Annotated in this window: 19 protein-coding genes; 16 read left to right on the top strand and 3 right to left on the bottom strand. The window is 60.6% G+C overall.

What is annotated here, in order from left to right:
* Positions 1-38: 38 nt before the first annotated feature.
* Entirely contained in the window at positions 39-2,192 is a 2,154-nt protein-coding gene (locus tag AC0J6G_RS08355) for a TonB-dependent receptor plug domain-containing protein (RefSeq protein WP_475253651.1), read from the bottom strand.
* Between the two features lie 122 nt (positions 2,193-2,314).
* Between AC0J6G_RS08355 and AC0J6G_RS08350 the strand changes: the two genes are divergently transcribed.
* The 11 genes from AC0J6G_RS08350 (at position 2,315) to AC0J6G_RS08300 (ending at position 12,796) form a co-directional block, all read left to right on the top strand.
* The gene (locus tag AC0J6G_RS08350) at positions 2,315-3,337 is read left to right on the top strand and encodes an NAD(P)H-dependent glycerol-3-phosphate dehydrogenase (protein WP_475253043.1); all 1,023 of its coding nucleotides are present in this window, start codon (positions 2,315-2,317) and stop codon (positions 3,335-3,337) included.
* A 35-nt stretch (positions 3,338-3,372) separates the two neighbouring features.
* The gene (locus AC0J6G_RS08345) at positions 3,373-3,720 is read left to right on the top strand and encodes a DUF4389 domain-containing protein (protein WP_275962814.1); all 348 of its coding nucleotides are present in this window, start codon (positions 3,373-3,375) and stop codon (positions 3,718-3,720) included.
* Positions 3,721-3,745: 25 nt separating this feature from the next.
* Entirely contained in the window at positions 3,746-4,210 is a 465-nt protein-coding gene (gene sixA / locus AC0J6G_RS08340; protein ID WP_475253041.1) for a phosphohistidine phosphatase SixA, read from the top strand.
* Between the two features lie 113 nt (positions 4,211-4,323).
* Positions 4,324-5,991, top strand: coding sequence for an AMP-binding protein (locus tag AC0J6G_RS08335; protein WP_475253039.1), 1,668 nt, complete (start codon positions 4,324-4,326; stop codon positions 5,989-5,991).
* Between the two features lie 58 nt (positions 5,992-6,049).
* A complete protein-coding gene (locus tag AC0J6G_RS08330) occupies positions 6,050-6,496 on the top strand; it encodes a hotdog fold thioesterase (RefSeq protein ID WP_475253037.1) in 447 nt (148 codons plus the stop codon).
* Positions 6,497-6,741: 245 nt separating this feature from the next.
* Positions 6,742-7,551, top strand: coding sequence for an alpha/beta fold hydrolase (locus AC0J6G_RS08325; RefSeq protein ID WP_475253035.1), 810 nt, complete (start codon positions 6,742-6,744; stop codon positions 7,549-7,551).
* On the top strand, positions 7,548-8,411 hold the full coding sequence (locus AC0J6G_RS08320; protein ID WP_475253033.1) for an alpha/beta fold hydrolase: 864 nt from the start codon (positions 7,548-7,550) through the stop codon (positions 8,409-8,411). Before AC0J6G_RS08325 ends, AC0J6G_RS08320 begins: the two co-directional genes overlap by 4 nt.
* A 50-nt stretch (positions 8,412-8,461) precedes the next feature.
* Positions 8,462-9,124, top strand: coding sequence for a glutathione S-transferase family protein (locus AC0J6G_RS08315; RefSeq protein WP_475253031.1), 663 nt, complete (start codon positions 8,462-8,464; stop codon positions 9,122-9,124).
* Complete coding sequence (locus AC0J6G_RS08310) at positions 9,121-9,933, top strand: DUF4892 domain-containing protein (RefSeq protein WP_475253029.1); 813 nt, start codon at positions 9,121-9,123, stop codon at positions 9,931-9,933. Before AC0J6G_RS08315 ends, AC0J6G_RS08310 begins: the two co-directional genes overlap by 4 nt.
* Positions 9,934-10,023: 90 nt before the next feature.
* A complete protein-coding gene (locus tag AC0J6G_RS08305; RefSeq protein ID WP_475253027.1) occupies positions 10,024-11,103 on the top strand; it encodes an AI-2E family transporter in 1,080 nt (359 codons plus the stop codon).
* A gap of 127 nt (positions 11,104-11,230) precedes the next feature.
* Complete coding sequence (locus AC0J6G_RS08300) at positions 11,231-12,796, top strand: YdgA family protein (protein ID WP_475253025.1); 1,566 nt, start codon at positions 11,231-11,233, stop codon at positions 12,794-12,796.
* Positions 12,797-12,868: 72 nt separating this feature from the next.
* On the opposite strand, the gene AC0J6G_RS08295 is transcribed toward AC0J6G_RS08300, so the two are convergent.
* Complete coding sequence (locus tag AC0J6G_RS08295) at positions 12,869-13,894, bottom strand: patatin-like phospholipase family protein (protein WP_475253023.1); 1,026 nt, start codon at positions 13,892-13,894, stop codon at positions 12,869-12,871.
* 231 nt (positions 13,895-14,125) lie between these two features.
* Here AC0J6G_RS08295 and AC0J6G_RS08290 point away from each other — a divergent pair, with 231 nt between their 5' ends.
* Complete coding sequence (locus AC0J6G_RS08290) at positions 14,126-14,404, top strand: hypothetical protein (protein WP_475253021.1); 279 nt, start codon at positions 14,126-14,128, stop codon at positions 14,402-14,404.
* Positions 14,404-15,009 (top strand): flavin reductase family protein, encoded by a 606-nt coding sequence (locus AC0J6G_RS08285; protein ID WP_475253019.1) that lies wholly within the window; start codon positions 14,404-14,406, stop codon positions 15,007-15,009. The genes AC0J6G_RS08290 and AC0J6G_RS08285 overlap by 1 nt, the downstream gene beginning before the upstream one ends.
* Here the strand turns inward: AC0J6G_RS08285 and AC0J6G_RS08280 are convergent.
* Positions 15,006-17,693, bottom strand: coding sequence for an HAD-IC family P-type ATPase (locus tag AC0J6G_RS08280; protein ID WP_475253017.1), 2,688 nt, complete (start codon positions 17,691-17,693; stop codon positions 15,006-15,008). The genes AC0J6G_RS08285 and AC0J6G_RS08280 overlap by 4 nt on opposite strands.
* A gap of 167 nt (positions 17,694-17,860) precedes the next feature.
* On the opposite strand from AC0J6G_RS08280, the gene AC0J6G_RS08275 reads away from it, so the two are divergent.
* Genes AC0J6G_RS08275 through AC0J6G_RS08265 form a run of 3 tightly spaced genes read left to right on the top strand, consistent with a single transcriptional unit; the run spans position 17,861 to position 21,722 of the window.
* Positions 17,861-18,778 carry an AAA family ATPase gene (locus tag AC0J6G_RS08275; RefSeq protein WP_475253015.1) on the top strand — a complete coding sequence of 306 codons (918 nt, stop codon included), beginning with the start codon at positions 17,861-17,863 and terminating at the stop codon, positions 18,776-18,778.
* A complete protein-coding gene (locus tag AC0J6G_RS08270; protein WP_475253013.1) occupies positions 18,775-19,731 on the top strand; it encodes a DUF58 domain-containing protein in 957 nt (318 codons plus the stop codon). The genes AC0J6G_RS08275 and AC0J6G_RS08270 overlap by 4 nt, the downstream gene beginning before the upstream one ends.
* Positions 19,728-21,722, top strand: a complete 1,995-nt coding sequence (locus AC0J6G_RS08265) for a transglutaminase TgpA family protein (RefSeq protein ID WP_475253011.1) — start codon at positions 19,728-19,730, stop codon at positions 21,720-21,722. The genes AC0J6G_RS08270 and AC0J6G_RS08265 overlap by 4 nt, the downstream gene beginning before the upstream one ends.
* Positions 21,723-21,751: the final 29 nt, after the last annotated feature.

Below are 21,751 nucleotides of genomic sequence, written 5' to 3'. Positions count from 1 at the left end.
CCATTAGCCTCGCTAGTTATCCTTAAGCAGCTGGGCATCTAAAACTCTAGCTGCGCACTGACATACACCAGGCGGCGCTGGTCATACAGATTCTCCCGCCAGGTTAGCGCTTCATCATCCAAGCGCTGTTGCATCATCAACGCCAGTTCCAAATCGCTTTCACCTATGTTGAAGCGCTTGGCAATACGCACGTCGGCTCGCTCAAAACGCCGCTCATTGAGCAGGTCTGCACCGTAATAAAACAAGCTGCTCGACCAGCCGTTGCCCCACTCGTGTAACCAACCTGCTGAGCCACTGTAGCGTGCGGTGAGACGTTGGTAGGTTTTTTCCGACGCTTCGAAGTCCACGTAGGCATAGGTCAGGCGTAAACGGTCTGAGGCTGTAAAGGCCCAGTCGACCTCGGTTTCCGCACCGCGGAACCACATGTAATTGTCATTGTTTTGGTTGAATTCAGTGATATCCAGCGGTTCGGCGATCAAGCGGTGAATTTCTTCATTGAACAGTTTGATGTCGACCTGAAGGCCGAAATCGAATTGGCCGTTATAGCCAATTTCCCGTGAGCGCATGATTTCCTGCTGCAGATTGCCGGGCCCTTGCGCAGTGGCATAGTAAAAAGCCGAGTCACTGCCGTTAACGGGCTGTGACAGGTTTTCGAGACGATAGGCCCAGTTAACGTTGTTTTCCTGCATGTCGGGTGAGCGGATCGCTTCCGAATACACAAAGCGTATGCCGTGGCGTGGGGTAATCAGGTAGTTGAGAGCGATGCGTGAGGTCAGTGAGTCACCGCTCAATGTGTCGGTTTCAAACATGCTGCCGCCCTGCAGAACGAAATGTTCACTCAGGTGCCATTCCAGGTGGCCGAATAAGCGCCAAATCTCATTGCTCAGGCTGCCTTGGAAATAGCTTTGCGAGTCGGCGCTGTCCTTGCGGTAGCTGGCGCCGCTTAGCAGGCGTAGATCGTCGCTGAGGCTGAGGGTGTCTTGCAGCTCGATGTCATAGCGGGTTTCGTTGATATTGGCGTTGATGTCGCCGCATACCGGCGCCTGCAATGCTCCGCCGTTTTTGTAGAAATTATTGCCGATAGCTGAAGCCAGGGGGCCCAAGAAAGCGGGTATCTGGTTACCATTTCGAAGTAATCGAGCCACTGTATCGAGCACGTCCGGATCTAGTTTTTGCAGCGCTGCCACCTCAGGCGTAAAGGATAGTGCCAGATCACAGGTACGCCATTCCTGTACACGCTCCCAACGCTGGGCATATGCCTGTAATTGCAGGTTGTGCGTGCTACTTGTGTCCACGCTCCAGCGCATCGATGCGGAATAATCGCGCGCCTCGATGTCCTTGTCGGTATCGCCAGCCGGGACTATGCCTCTGACGAGCGCTTCCTCATCGGAGTAGAAGTTTTTTTGATTGCTGCCTTCCTTAGCCGCTAATTGCCAGTCGAGGGTTTGGCTGTCGTCCAGCGTGTGCGTGGCGCTGAGTTGCATGCGCGTGCTGCGGCGGCTGTCGCGGTAGGGTTCATCCTCATCAGTGTGGTCAAACCCACTGTCTTTCTGGCCGGAGAGTGACAGGCGGAAATCCCCGTTGCCGCTTCTAAAGCCGTGGCTGCCATACCAATCATCAATGCCGCGTTGGCCGTGAATGTATTTGAGTCGCGTGCCATGGCTATTGGCGGGGTTGCGTGTGGTGATGCTGATCACGCCGGTCAGCGCGTTGGCGCCGTAACTAACCGTGTTAGGGCCGCGAAAAACTTCAATACGTTCGATGTCTTCGATGGCCAGTGGCAGGTCGGTCCAGTCAACGGTTGCCAGGCCCGGGCGGTACACCGAGCGGCCGTCGATAAGCACTTGCATGCGCCTAGCTGAATCGACCTGGCCGCCGTGGTAGTTGACTGTGATTTCGTTACCTTTGACATAGCCGACCATCATGCCCGGCACTAAACGCATCAATTCAGGAATGTCGCGTGCGCCGCTGGCGTCAATCAGGGCGCGGTCAATCACTGAAACACTGCCTGGCACTGCCGCAGGCGATTGCTTCAAACGCGTCGCGCTGAGGATTTCAGGTATCGCTTGTTCTTGGTCAAACAGGTCTTCGGCTGCGGCCAGCGAAGGGGCCAGCACAGGCAACAGGGCGATCAATACCGCCGGGGAGGAAGTGTTAGCCACGCAAACGCTCGAATGGTATGCAAAGGCCATCATGGTAACTGAGGCTCCACGCTTTTGCAGTTGCTGCCGCCAACGGCATAAATTGGTCGCGCCCGTTTAGCACCGTATAATGCGAGCGATTCGCCACTTCAATGGTTTACCACGGATGCGTTATGACTGATCAGCAACCCATCGCGGTGCTCGGCGGCGGTAGCTTCGGCACTGCGATTGCCAATTTGCTGGCCGAAAATTGCCAGCACGTCCTGCACTGGATGCGCGACCCACAACAGGCCCAGGCGATTCGGCTGACCCGTGAGAACCCGCGTTACCTCAAAGGCATCAAAATTCACCCAGGTGTTGACCCGGTTACCGATTTGGCTGCGGCCCTGAGCGCTTGCCAGCTTGTGTTCGTCGCCTTGCCCTCCAGCGCGCTGCGCCAGGTGTTGCAGCCAGTGGCTGAGCTGCTGAGCGGCAAACTGCTGGTCAGCACCACCAAGGGCATCGAGGCGCAGAGTTTTCTGCTGATGAGCCAGATTCTCGAAGACATCGCCCCGCAGGCGCGCATTGGCGTGCTCTCCGGGCCGAATCTGGCGCGCGAAGTGGCCGAGCATGCGTTGACTGCGTCGGTCGTCGCCAGCGAGGACGAAGACCTCTGCCAGCAAGTACAGGCCGCGCTGCATGGGCGCACCTTCCGCGTGTACGCCAGTGGCGACCGTTTTGGCGTCGAGCTGGGCGGGGCGCTGAAGAACGTCTACGCGATCATCGCCGGCATGGCGGCGGCCATGGGCATGGGCGAAAACACCAAGAGCATGCTGATTACCCGCGCCCTGGCGGAAATGACCCGTTTTGCGGTCAAGCTGGGCGCCAATCCCATGACTTTCCTGGGTCTTGCCGGTGTGGGCGATCTGATCGTCACCTGCTCCTCGGCAAAAAGCCGCAACTACCAGGTCGGCTTTGCCCTCGGTGAGGGCCTGAGCCTGGAAGATGCCGTGGCGCGCCTGGGCGAAGTGGCGGAAGGAGTGAACACCATCAAGGTGCTGAAGGCCAAAGCCGAAGAATTGCAGGTTTATATGCCGTTGGTGGCCGGCTTGCATGCCATTCTGTTCGAGGGGCGCACGCTGAGTCAGGTGGTTGGCGCCTTGATGAGCGGCGAGCCGAAGACTGACGTCGACTTTATCCCCACCACCGGTTTCTGAGTTTTTAGCCTACTAAACCTTGCAAGGAGATGAGCATGAGTGATGACAATCAGCAATTGCAGCGCGAGTCGATCCTGTTGCGCATCCTCTGGATGGTGATCTTTACCATCGTCTGGCAACTGGCGGAAATCCTCTTGGGCGCCGTGGTGCTGCTGCAACTGGGTTACCGCTTGTTTTATGGGGCACCGAATGCCGGCTTGCTGGGTTTTGGTGACAGCCTGAGCCAGTACTTGGCGCAGATCGGCCGCTTTGGCACCTTTAATAGCGATGAAAAACCCTGGCCGTTCGCCGATTGGCCAACCCCGCAGGCACCACAAGGTGAAACGCCACACAGCATTCCACCGGCGGCCCACCCGGTTCGCGACGAAGAGCCGAAGCTTTGAGTCGTCGGTTTAATGGGGTGAGCCTGTGAAGCTCTGGCTACTGCGTCACGGTGAAGCGGAGGCGATCGCGCGCACTGATTCCGAGCGCAACCTGACTACCTATGGTCGTCAGCAGGTGCGTGAGGCTGCAGAACAATTGCGGAGCCGCCCGCTGCAGGCCGTGCTGGTCAGCCCCTATGTGCGGGCGCAGCAGACGGCGGATTTGTTTTGCGAAGTGTTGGCATTTAACGGTAACCGGCAGACCGTGTCCTGGCTGACGCCCGAGAGTGACCTGCGCCAAGCACTGCGGGAGTTGAACGGCTATGCATTCGATGAGCTGTTGCTGGTCACTCATCAGCCGCTGGTCGGCGCCCTGGCGGGCTTGCTGATACACGGCCATCGCCAGCAGCCGCTGTCGATGAACACCGCCAGCTTGGCGTTATTGTCAGGCGATGAGCTGGTTGCAGGGTTGATGGAGTTATCCGTGCATCAGCATCCAAGCCGCTCCTGACACCTCACTACACACCGAAACATTTCTTCTCTTGCGGGTTGCCTTTGTGCGTGGAATAGTCAAACCAAGCAATTGCTTGGTTGGCTCCACAAAAATAACAAAGGAGAAGCCCTGTGGCTGATGCGATCCGTTTGCCGCTTGAGGTGTTTTATGAGCGTGAGGCTCGGCACCCGAATAAACGCTACATGGTGCAGCCGCTGCCGGGTGGTCAGCTGCTGGAACTAAGCTGGGCCGATGTCGGCGAGCAGGCGCGCCGTGCGGCCAACTGGCTGCGCAGCCGCGAACTGCCGCCGGGCAGCCGCATTGCGATCATTTCCAAGAACTGCGCGCACTGGATCGTCACCGATTTGGCGATCTGGATGGCCGGGCACGTCTCGGTGCCGCTCTATCCCAATCTCACCGCCGAGTCTGTCGGCCAGGTGCTGCGCCACTCCGAGGCGGCGCTGGTGTTTGTCGGCAAGCTGGACGATTGGCCGGCCATGGCCCCCGGTGTGCCGCAGGATATGCCGACCATCGGCCTGCCGCTGCGCCCGCAGGGTGAGTTCAGCTTTACCTGGGATGACCTGCAGGCCTGCACGCCGATTCAGGACAACCCTACGGCGGCTGCCGATCAGCTCGCCACCATCATCTATACCTCCGGCACCACCGGTACGCCGAAAGGGGTGATGCACCACTTTCGTAATTTCGGCTTTGCCGCCAGCTGTGCCACTGAATTATTTGGTGTGGGTGAAAATGACCGGGTGTTGTCCTACCTGCCGCTGTGCCATGTGGCCGAGCGCATGTTTGTCGAGCTGGCATCGATCTATGCCGGGCAGACGATCTTCTTCGCCGAAAGCCTGGACACCTTCCTCGAAGACCTCAAGCGTGCGCGGCCCACGGTGATGTTCGGCGTGCCGCGGATCTGGACCAAGTTCCAGATGGGCGTCTACAGCAAGATGCCGGCTGAGAAGCTGGATTTCCTGCTCAAATTGCCAATCATCGGCCGCATTGTCGGCAAAAAGGTGCTGGTCGGCCTGGGGCTGGATGCTGTGCGCTATGCGCTGTCGGGCGCGGCGCCGGTGCCTGAGGCGCTGCTCAACTGGTACAAGCGCCTAGGCCTGGATGTGCTGGAGGTGTACGGCATGACCGAGAACTGCGGTTATTCGCATGTGTGTCGTCCGGGCAAGTTCAAACAGGGCTGGATCGGCCAGAACAGCCCAGGCGTCGAAGTGCGAATTGCCGAGGATGGCGAAGTGCAGGTGCGCAGCGGCGCGACCATGCAGGGCTATTACAAAGACCCGGAGAAAACTGCGGAAACCATCACTGCAGATGGTTTCCTGCGCACCGGCGATAAGGGCGAGCAGGATGCCGAGGGCAACCTGCGCCTGACCGGACGGATCAAGGAAATCTTCAAGACCAGCAAAGGCAAATACGTCGCCCCGGCGCCGATTGAAAACCGCCTGGGTGAGCATTCGCGCATTGAACAGGTGTGTGTGGTCGGCGACGGCATGGCCCAGCCGATGGCACTGTGCGTGCTGTCTGATGTGGGTCGCAGCGAAGCCCTCAACAGCGCACGAAGCGATTTGGAAAACAGCCTGAAAAAGCTGCTGGAAGAGGTCAACCTACGCCTCGACAAGCACGAGCGCCTGCAACGCCTGGTGTTGGTCAAGGAGGTGTGGGCGGTGGATAACGGCTTCCTCACGCCGACGCTGAAGATCAAGCGTGCGGTGGTTGAAAGCACCTATAACCAACGCTTCGACGAGTGGACCACCCGCAGCGAAGTTGTGCTCTGGCACGAGTGATTAGCGCGCGACCGGTATGCCGGTCGCGTCCTGGCTGAATCGACCCTAAGGACTGACTATGGCTATTTGGCAGCAAACCCCGAATCTCGAACAGCTTAATGCGATTTTGAAAAACACCATCGGCGAGCAACTGGATATCCGCTTCGAGTCGTTCGATGACGAGTCGATTACCGCCAGCATGGTGGTCGACGCACGCACTCATCAGCCCTACGGCCTGTTGCATGGCGGCGCCTCGGTGGTGCTGGCGGAAACCCTCGGTTCCACCGCCAGCCACCTGTGCATCGACAGCAGCACGTTCTACTGCGTCGGCCTGGAAGTGAACGCCAACCACCTGCGAGGTTTGCGCAGCGGCCGGGTGACTGCGGTCGCCCGTGCCGTGCATCTGGGGCGCACCACCCACGTCTGGGACATCCGCCTGAGCGGCGAGGATGGCAAGGCCAGCTGCATTTCCCGGCTGACCATGGCCATTGTGCCGCTGGGTGAGAACGGCCCGGCGCTGCGCTAGAACCTGCCCAAAGTCTGCCGCGCGTTGGCCCTGCTGCGTTAAAAACAGTCTTGCATGGCTCTAGCTCGAGAGACTTTGCACCAACTCTTAGTGTTACCAACCCAATAACCCGTCAGCGTAGAGTCAACTGGCGGGCCTCCCATTCATTTTGGCCATAGCGCCGTCATTCACTGGCCGTTTTGTCATTGCCGCATTGCTGGTGCTGCCGGACAATCATCGGCAACTTTCCAGATAAGCCCGCCGCCATGACCCAGTCTGTGTTCTTCGCCCATGCCAACGGCTTTCCCTCGGCCACCTACGGCAAGCTGTTTACTGCGCTGGCACCTGACTACTCGGTGCAGCACTTGGACCAGCATGGCCATGACCCACGTTTTCCGGTGAACGATAACTGGGGCAACCTGGTCGATGAGCTAATCCATCACCTTGAAGCCAACCCGCAGCCGGTGTGGGGCGTTGGTCATTCCCTGGGCGGCGTGTTGCATTACCACGCCGCTTTGCTGCGCCCCGAGCTGTACCTGGGCGTGGTAATGCTTGATTCGCCGGTGTTGACCCTGGCTGACAAGATGGTGATTCGCGCGGCCAAACGCTTTGGCTTTATCGACCGTATTACCCCGGCCGGGCGCACCCTGGGCCGGCGTGAGGAGTTTGTGGATGGCGTGGAGGCGCGTGGTTATTTTGCCGCTAAAAGCTTGTTCCAGCGCTTTGATCCCGAGTGCCTGGACGCCTATGTGCAACATGGCCTGCAAGCGGCGGGCAATAACCTGCGCCTGCGTTTTGATCCGGCCACGGAAATCAGCATCTACCGCAGCGTGCCGCACACCAGCCCAGGTCGTGCGCAGCAATTGAAGGTGCCGCTGGCCATGGTCCGTGGTCGTCAGAGCCGGGTGGTGATGCGGCATCACACCCATTTGGTGCGGCGGGTGCCCAAAGGCGAGTACCTGACGCTGCCCGGCGGCCATATGTTCCCCCTGGAACGCCCGCAGGACACCGCCGATCTGCTGAAAAAGCTGTTCAAACGTTGGGCCGACCAACCTGCAAGTGAGCCACGCAAATGAGTATGGATTTTCAAGAAGTGCGCCTGCGACTGCCGCATATCGAGCTGGCCGCTCACCTGTATGGCCCTGAAGACGGCGTGCCGGTGATCGCCCTGCATGGCTGGCTGGACAATGCCGCCAGCTTTGCCCGCTTGGCGCCGCTACTGCCGGGTCTTCGCATCGTCGCTCTGGATTTTGCCGGCCACGGCCATTCTGATCACCGCCCGCCTGGTGGCAGTTACGCCATTTGGGACTATGCCCACGATGTGCTGCAGGTTGCTGAGCAGTTCGGCTGGCAGCGCTTTTCCCTGCTCGGGCATTCCATGGGCGCAATTGCTTCGGTGTTGTTGGCGGCAGCCATGCCAGAGCGTATCGAGCGCCTGGCATTGATCGACGGGCTGATTCCCTATACCGGTGAGCCAGACACGGCACCGCAGAAACTCGGTGAAGCGCTCAAGGCGCAGCTGGCCCTGGCCGGCAAGAGCAAGCCGGTATACGCGCAGTTTGATCGCGCCGTGGAAGCGCGCATGCGTGGCGTCGGTGCCGTTAGCCGGGAGGCCGCCGCCATACTTGCTCAGCGTGGCTTGATGCCGGTGCCCGGTGGCTACACCTGGCGCACTGACAGACGCCTGACGTTGCCGTCGCCGCTGCGTCTGACGCACGCCCATGCGTTGGCCTTTGTGCGCAGCCTGCAATGCCCGACCAAGCTGGTGATGGCGCAGCAAGGCCTGTTGCTCGCGCAGCCAAGTATTACTGAGCTGGTTGCAGGTCTGCCTATCGACGTGGCGCAGCTGCCTGGCGGCCATCATTTGCATTTGGATGATGATGTGGGCGCTGGCTTGGTAGCAGACTGTTTCAAAGCATTCCTGGGTGCGCCTTGACTTGCTAAAGGCAACTGGGGAAGGTGTGGCCGATAGCCACGGAGATTCGCATGATCGACCTGTATACCGCCGCCACCCCCAACGGCCATAAAGCGTCCATCGCACTGGAAGAGTTACAACTGCCGTACACCGTGCAGGCTTTGAGCTTTGATAAGCAGGAGCAGAAGGCTGCGGCCTTTCTCAAAATCAACCCTAACGGCCGCATTCCTGCGATTGTTGACCGCGCTAATGATGATTTCGCGGTGTTCGAGTCCGGCGCCATTTTGCTGTATCTCGCCGAGAAAACCGGTCAGCTGCTGCCCAGCGACGCCAAAGGCCGCTCGCGGGTAATCCAGTGGTTGATGTTCCAGATGGGCGGCGTCGGCCCGATGCAGGGGCAGGCCAATGTGTTTTTCCGCTATTTTCCGGAGAAGCTGCAAGGCCCGATTGACCGTTACCAACATGAAACCCGCCGCCTTTATGAAGTGCTCGACACGCGCTTGAGCGAGTCGCAGTACCTGGCCGATGACTACAGCATCGCCGATATCGCCACCTACCCGTGGGTACGCATCCACGATTGGGCTGGCGTTTCTGTCGACGGTTTGGAGCATTTGCAGCGCTGGATGGCTGAGCTGGCCGCACGACCTGCTGTGCAACGCGGGTTGCTGGTGCCACAGCGCGAAGCAGACGGCGAAAAAGTCGTCAAAGCCGCCCAAGCGATGTTGATCAAATGAGCCGCCTTAATCGTTACGGCCTCGGTCTGAGCCTGCTGCTGGCCAGTGCCGTTGTCAGGGCCGACGTGACCGGCAGTCAGGACCTTGAAGTGCTGCCGCGCTTTGCCGGAAGCACGATTGTCAGCTTCAAGGATGTTGCCGACCAGGAGCGCATCTACCCGCAAGGGGCGATTCGGCGCATCAGTGGCACCCTGCGCTTCGAGCGCGAACTGGCCGCTCAAGGTCAGTTGACCGCTGTGACTTATGAGCTGCCGCGCACCCATTCGGCCAATGAAGTGTTTGCTAAAGCCCGTGGCGATTTGCAAGCCCAAGACGCCGAGTTGCTCTACTGGTGCGTGGGCCGTGAGTGCGGTTCCAGCAGCCTGTGGGCCAATGCGGTATTTAGCTATGCCACCCTGACCGGCTCCGATGACCAGCAGACCTATGCACTGTTGCGTCTGGCCGAACCGCGCCAGGACAGCCTGCTGGCGCTGTACAGCATCACCCGTGGCAATAAGCGCGCCTACCTGCACGCCGAGTTGCTGAGCGCCAATGCGCCGTTGGGTGACGTGCTGCCGACCCCAGCTACTCTGCAGCGTCAGCTGAAAAGCACCGGTGAATTGCGCCTGGTCAAGCAGGCCGAACCCAGCGCTGCCTGGGTCGAACTGCTGGCGCGTAGCCTCAAGCTCGACAGCACCTTGCGTGTCACCCTCAGCGGTGCACAAGCCGAAGCCTGGCGTACCGCACTGGTTGAGCAACGTGTGCGCGCCAGTCGGTTGGAGCTGGGTGAAACGGATGTAACTGGCCTACAACTCAACGTGCTGCGCTAAACCGTTAGTGACGTTACTCTAGTCGTCGTAAATTCTTGCGGCTCTGTCCTTTGTGGCAGAGCCGTTTTTGTTGTGCAGGGAGCGGGTTGAATGGCCAATAACGATCGTTTGCTGGTGCAGATACTGTTGCTGCTCTTGCTGGGCGCCAGCTTGTGGGTGTTGGCGCCATTTTGGTCGGCGTTGTTCTGGGCCGCTGTGTTGTCGTTTGCCAGTTGGCCGGTGATGCGTGTGCTGACGCGTCTGCTGGGTGGTCGTCAAGCGTTGGCCGCAGGTTTGCTGACGCTGGCCTGGACCGTGATAGTGGCTGTACCGCTCGTGATGCTGGGCTTGAACCTGGCAGACCACATCAAGGACTTCACCGAGGTGCTCAAGGGCTTTCAGGTTGAAGGGCTGCCGCCGGCACCCACCTGGCTGGCGGGCGTACCGCTGGTGGGCGAACGCCTGCTGGGTTTTTGGCTGACCATCGACCAGCAGGGTGCGGCGTTTTTCGCCACTGTGCGGCCTTACCTCGGGCAGGTTGGTAACTGGCTTCTGGCGCGCAGTGCGCAGATCGGTGGCGGCATGCTGGAACTGGCCCTGAGCCTGATTCTGGTGTTCTTCTTTTACCGTGATGGGCCGCGTCTGGCGGCGTTTGCCGAAAGCCTGTTGCAGCGTTTGATCGGTGATCGCGCCGAACATTACCTGGAGCTGGTCGCCGGCACCGTGCAGCGAGTGGTCAACGGGGTGATCGGTACTGCCGCCGCGCAGGCAATCTTGGCCTGGATCGGGTTCACCATTGCCGGTGTGCCGGGTGCGCTGGTACTGGGGATGCTGACCTTCGGCTTTAGCCTGATCATGGTTCCACCGCTGATCTGGGCCCCGGCTGTGGCGTGGCTGTTCTGGCAGGGCGAAGTCGGCATGGGCGTGTTCCTACTGATTTGGGGCTTTCTGGTGATCAGCGGCGTCGACAACATCCTCAAACCCTACCTGATCAGCCGGGGCGGTAACCTGCCGTTGATCGTGGTGCTGCTCGGGGTGTTTGGCGGCATCCTGGCGTTCGGCTTTATGGGCCTATTCCTCGGCCCAACGCTGTTAGCAGTGGCCTACAACTTGCTCAGTGACTGGGTGGGCAGCCCGGTCGGCAGCTCGGTGCTGAGCCGCGCTGAGCCAGCGGACAAGCCGCGTAGCTGATTATCCACTGCGCCCCGGCCGGCGCCGCTGGGGCGCCTGCTGGTTACATTTCCCCATTGGCCTCAGGCTCTCCGCGCGTTGCAGCAGGGAAGCCCATACGTTTAACGAATCCGTAGGATTTAGCCCCATGAAGAAAATTGCAGGCAGCGCCCTTGGTGCAGTTGTCGGTCTCGGCGCATTGAGCACCGCAGGCGCCTGGTATACCGGTCAGCAGCTTCCAGCAGTGCTGGAAACCTCGATTCAGCAAGCCAACCAGGATATGGGCAAAACCCTGCCAGCCTTGGGCCTCAGCGCCACCATCGAACTGGTTTCCCTGGAGAGTCAGCTGTTCAGCAGCAACGCGCGCTACCGCATTCAGTTTGCCGGCAGCCTGGATGGCGAATCGCCGAGCAACATCGAATGGTTTGTCACTGACCGCATCGAACATGGGCCTTTCCCGCTGTCGCGACTGCAAACTTTCAAGCTGCTACCCGTGATGGCCACCAGCAATTACGTGCTGGAGCGCAGCCCGGAGCTGGAGAAGTGGTTCGCCGGCAGCCAGGGCGGTGCGCCGCTGCAGGGCCAGGTCAGCCTCGGTTATGACCGTTCGCTGAGCGGCAACCTATGTGTGCAACCGCTGCAAATGGCACTGGATGAGCAAACCAACATCGACTTCAGCGGTTTGGTGATCGACTTCGACAGCAGCGCCAATGTCGAGAAGATCAGCGCCAGCGGCGTGATGGACAGCTTCAAGGTCACCTCAACCCTGGCCACCGATGAAAGCATGCGCCTTGAATTCAAGGGCATGAACCTCACCAGCAACACCCGCAAGGGCATCAGCGATTTCTACCTGGGGCAGAACGAGGTGCGTCTGCAGCAGATCGAGCTGCAGATTGGCGAGAGCGCACCCATCCTGTTCAAGGATTTCGTCCAGCGTGATGAAACCAGCGAAGCCAACCAGCAGCTGTCGGCGCGTTACAGCTATGACGTTGGCATGATCAGCTATCAGGGTAATGACATCGGCTCCTCGCAGATGCTCTGGACCGTGAAGAACCTCGACGCGGCGGCCCTGCAGTCGATGATCGAGCTGTACGGCACGCTGCTGCAGAGCGGCAAGGTCGACAGTGAAAGCGGTATGCCGGAACTGACCGACGCGCAGACGGCGCTGTTCAAGACTGATCTGGAAAAACTGCTGGCCGGCAAACCGGGCCTGGCCCTGGAAAAACTGGCGTTCAAGACCGCCAACGGCGAGAGCAGCTTCAGCTTTGGCTTGGACCTGGCCAAGCCGGCGTCCTTCGACCTGCCGGCGCCTGAACTGGCCAAGCAGTTGATCGCTCAGTTGGATGCCAAGTTGCTGGTGTCCAAGGCGATGATTACTGATGTGATTGGCGTGCAGGCCACCCTTGCCGGGGAAACGGACAAGGAAGCGATTGCTCAGCAGGCTGCGATGGTGGGTGAAATGGCCAGCGGTATGGCGGTGGCCAGCGAGCTGGCCGTGCTGCAGGGCGAGGACATCAGCTCCAGCCTGCATTACGCCAACGATCAAGTGACCTTCAATGGCAAGCAGATGACCGTGGACCAGTTCGTGGCGCTGGCGATGAGCAGTGGCGGCGGTCTGGCGGGCATGGCCCCTGAAACCCGGCCGATGAAGCGCTGCTGGACGAAAGCGAGGTTGAAAGCACCATTCCGTAACGCCTTCAGCGCTACGCTCTAGGCGTAGCCTGCGCGGTAAATACGGCCAGACGACCTGTAAAGCAGGGCGCCTGGCCGTTTTTTTGCTCAGGATTTAACGATCACCGCGCTCATATTTGTCCAGCGTATCGCTGGCGATCTGCCGGCCGAGCATGATCAGTTCCGGCGCCTTGTAGAACTCGAAGAAGCGGCACACCCGCTTGGGCACGTTGATCAAGATGTCCGGTGGGTAGCCGGCGATCTTGTACTGGGCTAATGAGGTTTGCATCACCTCGAAGCTCTGGTTGATCAGCTCCAGCAGCGAGGCCGGGCCGCTAAGGTCTGCGACTCTTGAGCCGCTTGCGGATTTCGGCGCAGCAGGTTTGTCCAGGTTGCCGCGGGCGTTCTGCTGCCAGGGGTTGATAGCTTCGGGCTGTACTGAATGGTTCTGGTTTTCCAGCAAAAGCAGTTCGTCGTCTTCGCCGGGTTTGCGTCTGAACGAAGGCAGGTGCGAGCCGAGTGAACTCATTAGCAGGTCAAAGCGGCCTTTAAGCGCTGGCGCACGTTCAATAATCGGCAGCTCGTAGTGTTTTTGATGGGCTGAGTTGAGGTTGACCGCAACAATCAGGTCACAGTGCGCGGACACCACCGGAACGATGGGTAAAGGGTTGAGCAGGCCGCCATCAACCAGCATGCGCTTGCCTTGCACCACCGGGGTAAACAGGCTGGGAATCGCCGCCGAGGCGCGCATGGCCTGGTGCAGGCAGCCTTCCTGAAACCAGATTTCCTGTTGGTTGGTGAGGTCAGTGGCCACTGCCGTGAAGGGGATGCGCAGGTTTTCGATGTCGACCTCACCGACGATTTCACGAATTTTGCCAAAGACTTTTTCACCGCGAATCGCGCCCAAACGAAAGCTCACATCGAGTAGGCGCAGTACGTCTAGGTAATCCAGGCTTTGCGTCCAGTCGCGGTATTCATTGAGCTTGCCGGCGGCATAGATGCCGCCGACCACCGCGCCCATTGAGCAGCCGGCAATGCAGGCAATTTCATAGCCGCGGGCTTCCAGCTCTTCGATCACGCCGATGTGCGCATAGCCACGCGCGCCACCGGAACCCAGTACCAGCGCAATGCGCTTACTCATCCGTAGGTCCTCCGTAACTATTTGTGCTGTGAACATACGCGCGCGGCAGCGTACCGCCAAGGCGTGATTTGCTAGTATTCACGGCATTCGAGCATGAGTGCGCAGCTGTTTAAGGCATTGGCACTTTTATCGGGTTTGCGCGTCTTAGTGGCTGTGCTGACGGCCGGCATTGCTCTTGGCGATACTGGCTGATACCTGCCAATCGTATGTTTATCTTCTGGGAGTTACCTGATGAAACTGTGGATCGTATTGCCTATGGTGCTGCTGGTGCTCAGCGGTTGTGCCGGTAAAACGGCTTATCGCAACAGCTGCGCCACCCAGCTCGACGCCGCCTGGCGAGAGTTGGATTTGGCTAAGGCTGAGGGGTTTGCCGGTACGGTAAGTTATTCCAAAGCGCTGTCGCTGCTGACGGCGGCCAAAACCCAGCAGCAGTTTGAAGGCTATGAGGGCTGCACCGCGAAGTCCGAACGGGCGCGCTTTTATATCCGCGAATCGCGGGCCGGTCGCTGATGCAGCTGGATTTCAGCCGCCTTGAACCGCTTGAGCGCTACCGCTGGTTGGCTTCAACCATCACCCCGCGACCGATTGCCTGGGTTTCCAGCGTATCGGCCGACGGGGTCAGCAACCTGGCACCGTTTAGCTTTTTCACAGTGATAAGTGATGACCCCGCGACTCTGCTGATCAACGTCAATCACCGTGCGGATGGTGGCCTCAAGGACACCCTGCTGAATGTGCAGGCCAGCGGTGAGTTGGTGATTCAGCTGGTGTCCTTCACCCAGGCTGAGGCGATGAATGCCAGTGCGGCGCTGTTGCCGTATGGCATCAGCGAGTTCGAGCAGTGCGGTATCGCCAGCCTGCCATCCGTGCAGGTTAAGCCGCCGCGCGTAGCCGGGGCTGCGATTGCCTTTGAGTGTCGGTTGGTTGAGGCCATGCCTTATCCAGCGGCCTCGCCAAACTGTCATTTGTTGTTTGCCGAGGTGCTGCTGGCGCATATCGACGATGCGGTGCTCAATGAGCAGGGCCGCATCGACAGCCAGCAGCTCGACCTGATTGGCCGCCTTGGCGGCAGCGGCTATACCCGCACCCTGCAGCGCTTTGAGTTGCAACGTCCTTAAGGGCGTTGCCGTCGCCGCAACAGCCACTTTTCCGCTTCGACAGCAGCGCACACACCCAGCGCCGCCAGCAGGCACCAGCCCCAGGCGAGTGCTGGTATGGCAGCAGTGGCGAAGATGTGTTGCATGGCCGGCCAGTAGGTAAGCAGCAGTTGCAGGCTAAGTAACAGGCCCACCATGCTCCAGACCATTGGGTTGTCACGCAGGGTGAAACTGGCCGGGCCTGCAAGGCGACGGCTGCTGAACAGGTAGCCGATTTCGCAGGCGACCACCGCGTTGACCGCCAGGGTGCGGCTGCTTTCCAGGCTCCAGCCCAGCGTTTGCGTGTAGAGAAACAGGCCGAGGCTGGCCAGGGTCATCAGCACCGCGATAAACACCACGCGCCAAAGCAGATGCTGGCTAAGCAAATTGACCTTGGGGTCGCGTGGCGGGCGGCGCATCAGCTCGGCTTCTGCTGGTTCAAACGCCAGGGCCAGGGCCAGGGTTACGGCGCTGATCATATTGATCCAGAGAATCTGCAGCGGGGTGATTGGCAGGGTCATGCCCAGGGCGATGGCGGCCAGCAGGGTGAGTGACTGCCCACCGTTGGTGGGGAGAATAAACAGAATGGATTTTTTCAGGTTGTCGTAAACCACCCGGCCTTCTTCGATGGCGTGGGTGATGGTGGCGAAGTTGTCGTCGGCCAGGACCATCTGCGCCGCTTCTTTGGCTGCTTCAGTGCCCTTGATGCCCATGGCCACGCCGATGTCGGCGCGTTTCAGCGCGGGCGCATCGTTGACCCCATCGCCGGTCATGGCCACTCGCGCGCCACAGGCTTGCAGGCGTTCAACCAGGCGCAGCTTGTGCGCCGGGCTGGTGCGGGCGAACACAGAGGTGGTCGGCAGTAGCTGATCCAGCTGATCGTCGCTGAGGGTGTCGAGGTCAACGCCAGTCAGCGGTTTGCCGTCGCCCAAGCCCAGGCGCTGGGCGATGGCGCTGGCGGTGCCGGCATGGTCGCCGGTGATCATCTTTACCGCGATGCCGGCGCTGTGGCATTCGGCGATGGCGGCAATGGCTTCCTCGCGCGGCGGATCAAGCATGCCGACCAGGCCGAGCAGCACGTAATCGCCGTCAAGGTCCTGATAATCGAGGCTCTGCTGGGGTTCGCCGAGCGGGCGGATGGCCAGGCCAAGCATGCGCAGCCCCTGGCGTGCGCCGCTGTCCAGGGCCTGGTGCCAATGCCGTGGGTCGAGGGGCTCGGGGCGGCCGTCGCGCCATTGGCGGTTACAGGCTTCGAGCACGCGTTCCGGTGCGCCGATCATGTAGATCAGGCCGTGGTGGGCATGGTCATGGTGCAGGCTGGCGGTGCAGCGTTGTTCGGAACTAAAAGGAATGGCATCGACCTGCGGCAGGTTGCGCGCCTCATGCTGCAGCTCCAGGCCGACCTTGCCGGCCAGGGTCAGCAGGGCGGCTTCGGTGGGGTCGCCCGTGATGCACCATCCGTTCTCGCCGCTGCGCAGGCTGGCGTTATTGGCCAGCAGTCCGGCGCGTGCGAGTTCACGCAGATCATCGGCGGCATCCAGCTGGCAGAGCTGGCCGTCATCGCAGTGAATGCTGCCCTGCGGTGCATAGCCGACGCCGTCGACGCGGTAATGGTGAGCGGCGGTGAACACCTGCTGCACGGTCATCTCGTTGCGCGTCAGGGTGCCGGTCTTGTCCGAGCAAATCACCGTGACCGCGCCGAGGCTTTCCACCGCCGGCAGGTGGCGAATGATCGCCCGGCGTTTGGCCATGCGCTGCACGCCCAGGGCGAGGATGATCGTCAGCACCGCCGGCAGGCCTTCGGGAATGGCCGCCACTGCCAGGCTGACTGCTGCCAGCAACATGGCTTCTGCGCTGTAACCGCGCAGCAGCACGCCAAAGGCAAAAGTCAGCAGCGCCAGAACGAGAATACCCAGGGTCAGGTGGCGGGCAAATTTGGCCATATCGACCAGTAGCGGCGTTTGCAGGCTGACCACGTTTTCCAGCATATGGCTGATCTTACCCAGCTCTGTCTGCTTGGCTGTGGCGACCACCACGCCCGCAGCGCTACCGGCACTCACCAGGGTGCCGGAATAGGCCATGCAGCGGCGGTCGGCAAGGCTGGCTTCGGCGGCAACGGCGTCATGGTGTTTGTCCACGGGTAGGGACTCGCCGGTCAGCGCGGCTTCGTCAATGCGCAGGTCGCGGGTTTCCAGCAGGCGCAAATCGGCGGGCACGCGGTCACCGGCTTCCAGCAGCACCCAGTCGCCAGGGACCAGTTGCTCGGCGGCAATGCTGTGTACTTGGCCGTTACGCCGCACCCGGCTTTCCAGGCTGAGCATTTGCTGAATCGCCAGCATGGCCTGTTGGGCTTTACCTTCCTGGACAAAGCCCACCAGGGCATTGATCAGCACCACGGCAAAGATCACCGCGCTGTCGAGCCACTCACCCAGCAGCAGGGTGAGCAGGCAGGCACCGAGCAAAACGTAGATCAGCAAGTTGTGAAACTGCAGGGCAAAGCGCTTTAACGGGCCGCTGGCTTGTTGTTGCGGCAGCAGGTTGGGGCCGTGCTCACTGAGGCACTGGGCGGCATCAGTGCTGGAGAGGCCCGCCGTGCTGCTGTTGAGCTGCTCCAGGCTTTGTTGTGCGGGTAGGGCATGCCAGTCATGGTCAGGTTGCGCGTGCATGGTGTGCTCCAGCGCTGTTTGGGCTTTTAGCCTAAACACCACAACGAAGGTGGGAGTGGATTTGGATCAATTGAATGACGCATAAGTTCGTCAGTAAAGGTTTCCAGCGGCTATGCCATGGCAACGCGGCGCAGTAGCATCACCGTTCTGTCTTATAGGAGTGACTCATGCGCACCAAACTGGACGCTGTGCTGCAGGCGGTTAATCACGTGCTTTTGGGCAAGGAGCCGCAGGTGCGTCTGGCCCTGACCTGCCTGTTGGCTCAGGGGCATTTGTTGATTGAAGACTTGCCTGGCATGGGTAAAACCACCCTCAGTCATGCTCTGGCCAAGGTACTGGGCTTGAGTTTTCAGCGCATCCAGTTCACCTCCGACCTGCTACCTGGCGACATTCTCGGCACCTCGGTGTTCGACAAGGATACCGGGCAATTTATCTTCCACCCGGGGCCGATTTTCGCCGAGCTGGTGCTGGCCGATGAGATCAACCGCGCCACGCCGAAAAGCCAGAGTGCGTTGCTCGAAGCCATGGAAGAGGGCCAGGTCACCATCGAAGGCGCGACCCGGCCTTTGCCCGAGCCGTTCTTTGTCATCGCCACGCAGAACCCGGCTAGCCAGGGCGGCACTTTCGCCTTACCTGAGTCGCAGCTGGATCGTTTTTTGATGCGCCTATCGCTTGGCTACCCCGGCAAAGCGGCGGAGAAAGCCCTGCTGCTGGGTGACTCGCGCCGTTCGCTGTTACCCACGCTGCCGGCACTGCTCGACCACACCGAGCTGGCGCTGGTGCAGGCGGAAATCCCCAAGGTACGGGCCAGTGATGCTTTGATCGACTATGTACTGCGCTTGGTTGATGCCACCCGCACCCAGCCGCAGTTTGCCTGGGGCCTGTCGCCACGGGCCAGCCTGGCGCTGCTGGCAGCGGCGCGGGCTTGGGCCTTTCTCGCTGGGCGTGATTATGTGATTCCGGAGGATGTGCAGGCGGTATTGCCGTCGGTGGTTGGCCACCGTTTACGCGAGCGCGCCGACCCGGCGGGGCACGGCGCGGGCAGCCTGGTGCAGTGGCTGCTGCTTGAGGTGCCCGCGCTTTGATCGCTCAGCTGCGCCCGCGTTGGAACCGCTGGCTGGCCAGGCGTATTCCAGCTGCCAGCAGCGTGCGGCTGAGTCAGCGACGAATCTTTATCATCCCCAGCCGTGTCGGTGGTGCTTTTATCCTGGCGCTGCTGTTGATGCTGCTGGCGGCGATCAACTACCAGAACAGCTTGGCCTATGGCCTGACCTTTCTGCTGGCCTCGGTGTTTGTCGTGGCCATTCTGCACACCTACCGTAACCTGGCCGGATTGATCCTCAAGGCAGGCAGCGCGCCGGCGGTATTTGTCGGTGAGCCCGCCGGTTTTCGCGTGCGCCTGGAAAGCAGCCAGCGGCCCCATCAGGCCGTTAGCCTGGGTTGGCCGCCGGCCGAGTTGCAGACCCTGGATGTGCCGGCCGAGGGCGTGACTGAATGTCAGTTAAACCTGCCGGCGTTGCAGCGCGGCTGGCTGCGCCCCGGTCGTCTGCGCGTTGAGAGTCGCTTTCCTCTGGGCATTTTGGTGGCCTGGAGTTGGGTCGATCTCGATCAGCGTGTGCTGGTTTATCCACGCCCCCTGCCGGGTGAGCTGCCGCTGTCCGCTGGCGCCAGTGACGATCAGGATGAGGAGGGCAGCCGCCCTCATGGTCAGGGTGTGGATGATTATCAGGGGCTGAAGACTTATCAGCCGGGGGACTCCAAGCGCCGTCTGCACTGGAAAGCCTATTCCCGTGGTCAGGGGTTGCTGGTGAAGGACTTTGCCTCGATCACAGGGCGCGATCTGTATCTCGATTTTGATGCCATGGGCGGTGATGTCGAGACTCGCCTGTCGCTGCTTTGCCATTGGGTGCTGCAGCTGTCCGAACGCCAGCAGCCGTTTGCCTTGAGCCTGCCGGGCCAGGTGCTGGGCGCCGACAGCGGCGAGTTGCACCGCGATGCCTGTCTGCGTGCCCTGGCGCTATTCGGGCGTGCGCCATGAGCCGCGTTGCAACCATTCCTCGGATCAGTCTGACCTGGCTGCTGGTGGCGCAGGTGCTGGTGATCATTCCCCACCTGAACCATTTGCCGCTATGGATCATCGGCCTGTGGCTAGGCAGCGCGGTCTGGCGTATTCAGATTTTTCGCATGCGTGCGCGCTACCCGAATGCCTGGGCCAAGGGCGGTTTGATGCTGGCGGCGGCGCTCGGGGTGTTCCTTTCCCGTGGCAGCCTGATCGGCCTGGATGCCGGGGTGGTGCTGCTGATTGCGGCGTTTGTGCTCAAGCTGCTGGAGATGCGCACGCGGCGTGATGCGCTGGTGCTGATCTTTCTCGGCTTCTTTGTGGTGGTCACCGCCTACCTGTTCGATGACAGCATGCTGATGGCCTTCTACAGCCTGTTGCCGGTTACCGCTTTGCTCGCCGCCCTGATTGGCTTGCAGCAGAGCAGCCTGGCCGCGCAGCCCTGGCCAACCGCGCGCCTGGCTGGCGGGTTGCTGCTTCAGGCGCTGCCGGTGATGTTGCTGCTGTTTGTGTTTTTCCCGCGCATGGGGCCGTTGTGGTCGTTGCCGGTGCCAAATGACAAGGCCACCACGGGCCTGTCTGACAGCATGGCCCCGGCGGATATTGCCGATCTAAGTCGCTCCGCAGCCTTGGCGTTTCGCGCTAGTTTTACCGGTGAAACTCCGCCGCGCAGTGAGTTGTACTGGCGCGCGCTGACCCTGGATCGCTTTGACGGGCGGCGCTGGTCGCAGTCTGATTACGCTGAGTTTGGCCCGGGTGCGCAGTGGCAAAAGCGTGGCGAAGCACTGAGTTACAGCATCGTCATGCAGCCGAGTTCACAACGCTGGCTGTTTGCCCTTGATGTAGCGGAAACCACGCTGGAACAGACCCGGCAGATGAGTGATTTCCGTCTGCAGCGGCGGCAGCCAGTGGATCGCTCGCTGATCTATCAAGCCACCTCTTGGCCGCAAGCCTTGCGTGAGCCACAGCCGTCTCAGGAAGCCCTGCGCCGCGCCCTGCAGCTGCCGGCGCAAGGGGAACCGCGCAGCCGCGCCTGGGCCGAGCAGCTTAAGCGTGACTACCCGCAACCTGCGCAGTTGGTGCAGGCAATGCTCAGTCATTTTAACCGTGAGCCTTACGCCTACACCCTGCGCCCGCCCGCGCTGGGGGTGAATAATATCGATGACTTCCTCTTTGAAACCCGCAGCGGCTTCTGCGCCCATTACGCCGGGGCCATGACCTATGTGCTGCGCGCTGCAGGCATTCCGGCGCGGGTGGTGGCCGGTTATCAGGGCGGCGAGTACAACCCCGCGGGTAACTATGTGCAGGTGCGTCAGTTCGATGCCCATGCTTGGGTCGAGTACTGGCAGGCAGGGCAGGGCTGGACCAGCGTTGATCCAACGTTCCAGGTGGCGCCCGAGCGCATCGATATGGGCTTGGAAGAAGCCTTGGCCGGTGAGCAGAGCTTTCTCGAAGACTCGCCGTTCTCGCCGCTGCGCTACCGCAACCTCAGTTGGCTGAATGAATTACGCCTGGCCTGGGATAACGTCAATTACGGCTGGCAACGCTGGGTATTGGGTTACCAAAGCCAGCAGCAGTTGGAGTTTCTCCAACGCTGGTTGGGCCGCGTGGATGCGCAGTCACTGGTGATCGGCTTGGTCGGCAGCGGTGCGTTGTTGCTTGGTTTGCTTGCACTCTGGTTATTCAAACCCTGGCAGCGTGAGCGTGATGTGCAGCAGCGGCTATTTCGTCGTTTCGAGGTGATGCTCGCGCGGCATGGTGTGCCGCGCAACCCCGGCGAGGGGCCGCGTGACTATGCCGCCAGGGCCGGGCAGCAATTGCCAGCGCAAGCGCAGGCGATTGCTGATTTTGTTGCAGCTTTTGAAGCGCAGCGTTACGCCGGGCATGCACTGTCTGCAGTGCAGCTGCGTCAGCGCTTGAAGGCGCTGCAGCGGGCATTGCCATGGCGATTTACTCGTTCACAGGTGTAGCGACCATTAGCCACTTGTAGCTATACCCT

The organism is Pseudomonas sp. TS_SC_3, from assembly GCF_056156225.1.
Note: the sequence above shows the minus strand (reverse complement) of the source record. Positions and strands in the feature narration are given on the sequence as shown.